The sequence below is a fragment of the Angustibacter aerolatus genome, from assembly GCF_054776675.1.
Genome location: NZ_BAAHBM010000117.1, coordinates 1 through 8043, shown reverse-complemented (window position 1 = coordinate 8043; position 8043 = coordinate 1). Strand labels below are relative to the sequence as shown.

Annotated in this window: 9 protein-coding genes; 3 read left to right on the top strand and 6 right to left on the bottom strand. The window is 74.8% G+C overall.

The genetic code is table 11. The annotated features are described in order from the left end of the window. Nucleotides 1-287 precede the first annotated feature (287 nt). The 4 genes from ACYVI6_RS17195 to ACYVI6_RS17180 are packed head-to-tail and all read right to left on the bottom strand — an operon-like array spanning nt 288 to nt 3221. Entirely contained in the window at nt 288-911 is a 624-nt protein-coding gene (locus ACYVI6_RS17195; protein ID WP_460447537.1) for a hypothetical protein, read from the bottom strand. Next, entirely contained in the window at nt 908-1528 is a 621-nt protein-coding gene (locus ACYVI6_RS17190) for a hypothetical protein (RefSeq protein WP_460447536.1), read from the bottom strand. Before ACYVI6_RS17190 ends, ACYVI6_RS17195 begins: the two co-directional genes overlap by 4 nt. Further along, nucleotides 1522-2877, bottom strand: a complete 1356-nt coding sequence (locus ACYVI6_RS17185) for a hypothetical protein (protein WP_460447535.1) — start codon at nt 2875-2877, stop codon at nt 1522-1524. Before ACYVI6_RS17185 ends, ACYVI6_RS17190 begins: the two co-directional genes overlap by 7 nt. After that, a complete protein-coding gene (locus ACYVI6_RS17180; protein ID WP_460447534.1) occupies nt 2874-3221 on the bottom strand; it encodes a hypothetical protein in 348 nt (115 codons plus the stop codon). Before ACYVI6_RS17180 ends, ACYVI6_RS17185 begins: the two co-directional genes overlap by 4 nt. Before the next feature lie 143 nt (nt 3222-3364). Here ACYVI6_RS17180 and ACYVI6_RS17175 point away from each other — a divergent pair, with 143 nt between their 5' ends. Beyond that, complete coding sequence (locus ACYVI6_RS17175; protein WP_460447533.1) at nt 3365-3862, top strand: hypothetical protein; 498 nt, start codon at nt 3365-3367, stop codon at nt 3860-3862. On the opposite strand, the gene ACYVI6_RS17170 is transcribed toward ACYVI6_RS17175, so the two are convergent. Further along, complete coding sequence (locus ACYVI6_RS17170; protein ID WP_460447532.1) at nt 3863-5482, bottom strand: AMP-binding protein; 1620 nt, start codon at nt 5480-5482, stop codon at nt 3863-3865. A 16-nt stretch (nt 5483-5498) separates the two neighbouring features. Further along, nucleotides 5499-6374 (bottom strand): LLM class flavin-dependent oxidoreductase, encoded by an 876-nt coding sequence (locus ACYVI6_RS17165; protein WP_460447531.1) that lies wholly within the window; start codon nt 6372-6374, stop codon nt 5499-5501. Nucleotides 6375-6391: 17 nt separating this feature from the next. Here ACYVI6_RS17165 and ACYVI6_RS17160 point away from each other — a divergent pair, with 17 nt between their 5' ends. Next, on the top strand, nt 6392-6982 hold the full coding sequence (locus ACYVI6_RS17160; RefSeq protein WP_460447530.1) for a DUF998 domain-containing protein: 591 nt from the start codon (nt 6392-6394) through the stop codon (nt 6980-6982). A gap of 119 nt (nt 6983-7101) precedes the next feature. Further along, nucleotides 7102-7695, top strand: coding sequence for a pentapeptide repeat-containing protein (locus ACYVI6_RS17155; RefSeq protein ID WP_460447529.1), 594 nt, complete (start codon nt 7102-7104; stop codon nt 7693-7695). The last annotated feature ends 348 nt before the right edge of the window (nt 7696-8043 follow it).

The following is an 8043-nucleotide window of genomic DNA, read 5'->3' as shown; positions in this document are numbered from 1 at the left end:
GGCGCCGCCGACCGCCAGGCCGGCGGCCAGCGCCGCCCCGGCGACCGCGCGGCGGCGGTTGCTGCCAGGGCGGGCGGGGGTGGCCGGCCCGGTCTGCAGGGTCTCCGGCGCGGGTCGGCTGGGCTCGCTGGGGGTCCAGCTGCCTCGGGTCTCGTCGGTCACGACGTGCTCCTCTCGTTGGTGCCTGACCACGAACGTCGGTCGAGCACCTGGAGAGGCTGCCTGAGGAGCCTGTCAGGACCCTGTGGACCGGGCGATCCCGGCCGATCGGCCGAGGCGGCGGGCCCTCAGAGCACGATGCCCTCGTCCCAGCGCCAGGTCGTGAGCACCGCGTCGAACAGGTCGGAGAGCAGGTCGGCGAGCTCGGGCTGGTGCGGTGGGCGGGCCGCGGTGAGCACGACCGACAGCCAGCGGCGCTCGTCGCCCGGCACCGGCACGTGCACCTCGACCCGCTTGGCCGCGGGCGGGTCGCCCTCGGGCCCCGCCGGCGACTCGACCTCCCAGCGCAGCGCGGTCGCGCCGTCCAGCGCCACCGGCGCCGCCTCGGGGTGCGCACGCAGCATCGCGGCCAGCACCCCCTCGGTGACGTCGAAACCTCCCGGCGGCTCGCCGTCGAGCAGCTGGTCGTGCACGACGAACGACGCCGGCACCGGACGGCCGCGCACACCGAGCAGCGGGGCGTACGGGTCGAGCGCGCCGGCGGCGCGGCCCTCGGCGAGCAGGTCACGCACCCGCCGCGCGGCCTCGGCGAGCAGCGGCTCCACCGCGTCGCGCGGCTGGCCGGCCGCGGCCTCGCGCAGCCTGGCCTCCACCCGGTCCGGGGTGGCGGGGTCGCGCACCGGCAGCTGCATCCAGCCGGGCGGCAGCACCAGCCGGTAGCCGACCGCGGGGGCGCGGCTCGGCCCGGTCACGCCGACCGCACGGTGAGCGAGGTGGCGAGCGCCTCGACGTCGTCGGCCGCGGCGATCACCCGGCCGGGATCGAACGACGTCCACAACCGCACGTAGACGGGTTCGCCGTCGAGCTCGACCCGCCAGGCGTACGACAGCATCGCGGTCAGCACCGCGCCGTCCTCGCCGACCGACTCGCCGTAGCTGATCGCCCGGACGCCGTCGCCCAGCCCGCCCCGCACCGGCTCGACGACCGGGGCCTCGACCACGGCGGGGTGCCCGGCACCGACCAGCAGCTCGAGCACCGCGCGCTCGTCGTCGCCGCCGACGTCGTCCGGACCGAGCAGGGTGAGCATCACCGGCAGCGGCACGTCGTCCCACGCCGGCAGGTGCAACCACTTCTGCAGCCAGCCCTGCGCCGGGAACCCGCGCGCACCGGCCAGGGCCAGCAGCCGGGTCAGCCGCTCGCGGTCGTCCGGCGCGGCGTCCGGCAGCCCGGCGTCCGACAGCACGACGGCCGCGGTCTGCTCGGCCCAGGTGCGCTCGTCGACCGGCTCGTCGTCGAGCTCGGCCGGCAGCGGCGCGGGCAGCCACACCGCCCAGTCGGGGTCGGCGTCCACGAACTGCACGGCTACCACGCGGTCCCGTTGACCGGACGGTTGTCGGCCCAGTCCTTCAGCCGGTCGTACCCGGGCACCGGCAGGTAGTCCGAGTAGACGCCGAAGCCACCGCCCGCGACGCCGACCCACGCGTTGGTCGTGGCGACCCGCACCGCGGTGCGGGCCTCCTGCGCCGCCTGGGTCACGCGCGCCGCGCCCGGGAAGTCGGTCACCACGCGGGCCATGTCGCCGCGCAGCGCGGCGAGCTCGGGGTCGAAGCCGTTGGCGATGCGCTGCACCACCGGCGCCTTCGCGATCGGCACCGCCCGGTAGGCGTCCGACAGCGCGTCGCTCGCCTGGGCCATCTGCCGGTTCATCTGCGCGGTGACGCGGGCGTGCTCGGCCCGGGCCAGCTGCCGCGCGGTCTGGCTGCCGCGCGACATGCGGGTGCCGAGCGCAGCACGCTCGGCGCTCGACGTCAGCCGGACGACGCGCGCCGCCTCGGCCCCCTCGCGGGCGGCACCGGCGGCCCGGGTCGCGCCCTGGCCGGCCTTCACCGCGGCGCCGGCGAACCGGCCGATGCCGAGCGTGGCGAGCGCCAGCACGTCGAGCCCGACGTCGGTCCACGACCCGTTGCCGGTCGACGCGAGCGCGGCGTGCGCCCCGAGGCCGATCAGGGTGACGGCGATGACCAGACCGTTCAGGCCAGGCACGAACAGCGCGACCACCATGAGCACGAGACCGATGGCGCCGCAGATCTTGCCGATGGCGTCGAACACCCCCGCGTACCGGTCCATGAAGTCGCAGAAGTTGTCCCACCACCCGTCCTTGACGTCGTCGTCGGCGCCGTGGCGGATGGCCTTCGCGATCGGGCGCGCCTCGTCGTCGCGCTCCTCCTCGAGGGCCCGCAGGTCGCTCGCCGCCCCCGACACCCCGCTCTGCGCGTCGAGGAACGCCTGGTGGTCGGTCTGCCAGGTCCTCACCTCGTCGTCGGTCGCACCGGCCGGCGGCACGTACGACCTCGCGGACGCCGGGGCGGACTGCGCGGCGTGCGCGTGCTGCTGCGCGTCCTGCAGGATCGCGACGGAGCGCCGCTGGTAGTCCTCCACGTTGTCGGGCCACTTCGCGAGCTGGGTGCCGGCCGTCTCGTAGCGGCCGCGCACCTTGTCGAGCTTGTCAGCGGCCTGCTTCGACTTCTCGACGATCGTGTCCTTGTACTGCCCCTCGAGGCCCTCGCTGGCACCGATGCGCCGCAGCCGAGCCACCTGCTGCTCGATCTCGCGGGCCATCTCCCCGTAGTGCGCGGCGGCCCGGCGCACGACGTCGGCGTCCCCCGGGAACGGGTCCTTCGCCCGGCCCACGGCCGACCAGTCCGACGGCCTGCTCACGACGGGTGCACCGCCCCGTGGCCGTGCACGATCTGCTGCGCCTGCGTGCTGCCGGTCTGCTCGATCGACGACCCGACCTTGTGGTCGGTCGCCTGCCAGGTCTCGATCGCCGACCTGGTCGCCTCCTCGAGCTTGCCCAGCGCCTCGACCAGCTCGCCGCGGTGGCGGTCCCAGTTGTTGGCGAACTCCTCGATCGCGTCGGCGATGTCGCGGCTGCAGACGGCGTGCTTCACCGCGTCGCTCGCGTCGTCGATCCCCTCGAACTCGCGGCGGATCGCCGCGAGCGAGCTCGCCGACTCCCCCAGCTCCGCGTAGTCGACCTTCAGCGTGCCTGGCCCTCCCATGGCGCCTCCCCCGGCGTCGTCACTGCTCCCCGGCCGGGATGCTAGCGGAGGCGCGGGCCGTTCGTCCCCCGCTGCGCCGACCGGGTCGGCGGGGCTGCGATAGCGTCCGCCGTCGACCCGTGCACGCGGACGAGGGGGAGGTCGTGGACGCTTCGGTCCTGCGCAGACGCCGACAGCCCGTGCGGCTGCGGCTGCGCCACCCGGACGTCGAGGCGGTGCGCGCCTCGGTGCGCCCGCGTGGCCGGTTCGACACCAGCGGCGAGGTGCGCGTGCAGGTCGACGGCACCGCCGTGCGGGCGCAGCTGCCCCAGGCCAGCCCGCGCTCGCCGAGCAACCCGGTGCTGCGCGGCAGGCTGACGCCGGACGACGGTCAGGTGCTGCTGACCGGCGAGGTGGTCGAGACCGTCGGCAGCCTGGTCTCGCTCTGGGCGTTCGTGGTGCCCGCGCTGCTCGCGCTCGTCGCGTGCGTCGCGATCCTGGCCGCCGGCGGGCCCGGCGTCGGCTTCTGGGTGTGCCTCGGCGCCGCGCTGCTGCTGGGTGGCGTCAGCGCGCTGCTGCTGCGGCAGCGGGCGGCCGGCACCGACTGGCAGCCGGCGGCGCAGTCGGTCGAAGACGCCGTGCGCCGAGCGCTGCGCGGCTGACTAGCGGAGCAGGTCGACGGCCAGCTCGCGCATCTCGACCTTGCGCACCTTGCCGGTGACGGTCATCGGGAAACCGTCGACCACGTGCACGTACCGCGGGATCTTGTAGTGCGCCAACCGCCCGTCGCAGAACGCCTTCACGCCCTCGGCGGTGAGCGGGTCGACGCCCGGCCGCATGACGACCCACGCCATCAGCTCCTCGCCGTACCGCTCGTCGGGCACCCCGATCACCTGGACGTCGGCGACGTCGGGGTGGGTGTAGAGGAACTCCTCGACCTCGCGCGGGTAGACGTTCTCGCCGCCGCGGATCACCAGGTCCTTGATGCGGCCGACGATGCTCAGGTAGCCGTCGCCGTCCATCACCGCGAGGTCGCCGGTGTGCATCCAGCGGGCCGCGTCGATCGCCTCGGCGGTCTGCTCGGGCTGCTCCCAGTAGCCGAGCATCACCGTGTGGCCGCGGGTGCACAGCTCGCCGGGGGTGCCGCGCGGCACGGTGAGCCCGGTGGCCGGGTCGACGACCTTCGACTCGAGGTGCGGCATCGTGCGGCCCACGGTCTCGGTGCGGCGGGCCAGGTCGTCGTCCGTGCGGGTCATGGTCGACACCGGCGAGGTCTCGGTCATGCCGTAGCTGATCGCGACCTCCGACATGTGCATCTCGTTGACCACGCGCTTCATCACCTCGACGGGACAAGGGGACCCGGCCATGATGCCGGTGCGCAGCGTCGACAGGTCGTAGCCGTCGAAGCCGGCCAGCCCCAGCTCGGCGATGAACATCGTCGGGACGCCGTAGAGCGAGGTGCAGCGCTCGTCCTGCACGGCCTGCAGCGTCGCCGCGGGGTCGAAGCCGGGTGCCGGGATCACCATGCAGGCGCCGTGCGAGGTGCACGCGAGGTTGCCCATGACCATGCCGAAGCAGTGGTAGAACGGCACCGGGATGCAGACGCGGTCGAGCTCGGAGTAGTGGATCAGCTCGCCGACGAAGTACCCGTTGTTCAGGATGTTGTGGTGCGACAAGGTGGCGCCTTTGGGGAACCCCGTGGTGCCGCTAGTGTACTGGATGTTGATCGGGTCGTCGGGCGAGAGCGTCGCCTGCCGCTCGGCCAGCCGGTGGTGGTCGACGCGCCCGCCGCGCTCGACGAGCTGCGTCCACGAGTCGGTGCCGATGAACACGACGTCCTCGAGCCGCGGGCACTCGCCGCGCACCCGGTCGACCATCGCGCGGTAGTCGCTGCCCTTGTGCTGCAGCGCCGACACCAGCAGCCGCATGCCCGACTGGTTCACCACGAACGCGAGCTCGTGGCTGCGGTAGGCCGGGTTGACGTTGACCAGGATCGCGCCGACCTTCGCCGTGGCGTACTGCAGCAGCACCCACTCCGCGCAGTTCGGCGCCCAGACGCCGACCCGGTCGCCCTTCGCGACGCCGAGCTCGAGCAGGCCGAGCGCCAGCTCGTCGACCTCGACGTCCAGCTCGCTGTACGTCCACCGCCGGTGCGTCGGCACGTCGACCAGCGCCTCGCGGTCGCCCCACCGGCGGACGGTCCGCTCCAGGTTCGCCCCGATGGTGTCACCGAGCAGCGGCACGTCGGAGACGCCGGACGTGTACGACGGCAGCGCGGTCATGCGGCTCAGTCTGCCGCTACTCGCGCAGGGGATCCAGGTGCTGGGCCACCTCGTCGAGCACCCGCTCGTCGCCGGCGTACTCGCCGTGCTCGCGCGGCCAGTGGGTGACGACGTCGGTGAACCCGAGCTCGCGGGCCCGGCCCACGGCCTCCGTGAACGCGTCGGCGCTGCTCAGCGAGAACACCGCACCGGAGTCGAGGTTGAGGTAGCGGTCGCCGGGAGCGCGACCGAGCTCGTCGCACGCCGTCCGGTACCGGTCGAGGGCCTCGGCCACGCCCTGCCACCACCGCGCCTGCCCGTCGTCCGGTCGGGTGGTGCCGGTGGTCGCCCACGCCTCGCCGCGCCGGGCCGCCAGCCGGATCGCGCGCGGCCCGTTCGCCGCCACCACGAACGGCACCCGCGGCTGCTGCACGCAGCCGGGGAGCATCCGAGCCTCGACGGCGTCGTACCGCTCGCCGTGCGCCGTCGTCGACGGGTTCGTGAGCAGCTGGTCGAGCAGGCCGAGGAACTCGTCGAGCCGCTCGACGCGCTCGCCCGGCGTCGGCCGCGGCTGCCCCAGCACGTCGGCGTCCCAGCCCTCGCCGCCCGCTCCGACGCCCAGCAGCATCCGGCCGCCGCTCACGTCGTCGAGCGTCATGACGTCCTTGGCGAAGGGCACCGGGTGCCGGAAGTTCGGCGAGGCCACCCACGTGCCGAGCCGCACCCGCTCGGTCACCGCCGCGACCGCCGCCAGCACGGGCACCGTGCCGAACCACGGCTCGTCGGCCAGCGAGCGCCAGGCCAGGTGGTCGTAGGTCCAGGCGTGGTCGAACCCCATGTCCTCGACGGCCCGCCAGCGCTCGCGCGCCTCCGGCCAGCGCTGCTGCGGCAGGACGACGACCCCGATGCGCATCGTGTGAACATAACGGGGTGCGCGGACTCCGGTTGCTGGCGGTCGGCGCGCCGGTGGTCTTCACGGCCGCGTGGCTGCTGCTGGGGCTGACGCTCGACGGGTACTCCGCGAGCCGCGGCACGATCAGCGCGCTCGCCGCCCAGGGGGTGCCGACCCGGCCGTGGATGACGGCGGCGCTGGTGCTGCAGGGGTGCGGTCAGCTGGCGGCCGCGGTGCTCGCCCGCCGACGTCCGCGGCTGCCGGTCGTCGCCGTGTGCCTCGCGGTCGGCGGGCTCGGCACGCTGGCCGTGGCCGCGTTCCCGCTCTCGGGGTCGACCGCCGGGCTGCACGCGGCCTCGGCGACGGCGGCGTTCGGCGGGCTGCACCTCGGCGTGCTGGCCGGGGCGCTGACGTCGCGGGTGCCGCGGTGGCTGCGGCTGACCGCCGTCGGTGCGCTGGCGGTCGCGCTGCCCGACCTCGCCTGGTTCCTCGCGCACCTCGACTCGCCCGCGGCCTGGTACGGCGGGAGCGAGAAGACGTTCACGACGGTGCTGCTGGGCTGGTGCGCCCTTCTGGTCGTGTCTCTCGACCCGCGGCCGCCGCGGATCGGCGTCCGAGTGCGTCGCTGACAAGGCGGAGGAGCGGCCGATACCGGGGTTGTATCGGCCTCGACGACAACGCAGGCAGGGGCGTGCTCGGGCGTCGATACGTCGGTCGCGGGTCGAGAGACACGACCTAGCCTGGGCCTGTGGACGTGATCGAGGAGCAGACCTACCGCGACGAGGACTGGTACGGCCGCGAGCTGGCGGGTGACCGGTTCGCCGACTGCACCTTCGTCGGCGTCGACCTCACCGAGTGCGTGACCCGCGGCGCGTCGTTCGAGCGGTGCGTCTTCACCGACGTCCGGCTGAACGCGTCGCGGCACGAGGGCTCGGCGTTCACCGGCTGCACCTTCACCGGCGTCTCGTTCTTCGACGCCGAGCTGCACGGCTGCAAGCTCGTCGGCTCGACCCTGCGCCGCTGCTCGCTGAAGCCGCTGCTCGTGCGCGGTGGCACCTGGGCCTACACGGTGCTGCGCGGCGAGGACCTCAGCGGCCTCGACGCCGAGGGCGTGTCGTTCGTCGAGGCCGACCTCGACGACGCCGACCTGCGCGGCGCCGTGCTGCGCGACGGCGACCTCTCGCGGGCCAACCTGCACGGCGCCCGCCTCGACCGCGCCGACCTGCGCGGCACCGCCCTGCACGACCTCGACCCCGTCGGCCCGCGCTGGACCGGCGCCCGCGTCGACCTCGCCGGCGCCGTCCAGCTCGCCGAGGCCCTCGGCCTCACCGTCGACCCCTGACCCGCGCCGTCCGCCGTCCGCCCCCTCGCCCTGCGCCCCACTCGCCGCGCGCCACGTGAAGTCGGCTGCGGCACCGTTCCTGCGGCGTGCACGCCCAGCGAAGGGTGCCGCAGCCGCACGAGGTGCCCGCCTCGCTCGCGCCCTCGACGTCCTCCGGTGCCGCCCGCGCTCCGGCACGCTCGCCGGGACGTCCATCCGGCGCGGACGGCGGACGGCGGGCGACGTCGCGCGGCTCGAGCCCCGCGTGGCGGGGGCACCGTTCCTGCGGCGTGCACGCCCATCGAACGGTGCCGCAGCCGACTTCACGTGGCGCGCGACCGGGGGCGCGGGGCGGGGGCGGGGCGGCGC

Coding starts and splice junctions, on each gene's coding strand:
- ACYVI6_RS17180 (WP_460447534.1), bottom strand. CDS start 3,221: ATGGGAGGGCCAGGCACGCTGAAGGTCGACTACGCGGAGCTGGGGGAG.
- ACYVI6_RS17170 (WP_460447532.1), bottom strand. CDS start 5,482: ATGACCGCGCTGCCGTCGTACACGTCCGGCGTCTCCGACGTGCCGCTG.
- ACYVI6_RS17165 (WP_460447531.1), bottom strand. CDS start 6,374: ATGCGCATCGGGGTCGTCGTCCTGCCGCAGCAGCGCTGGCCGGAGGCG.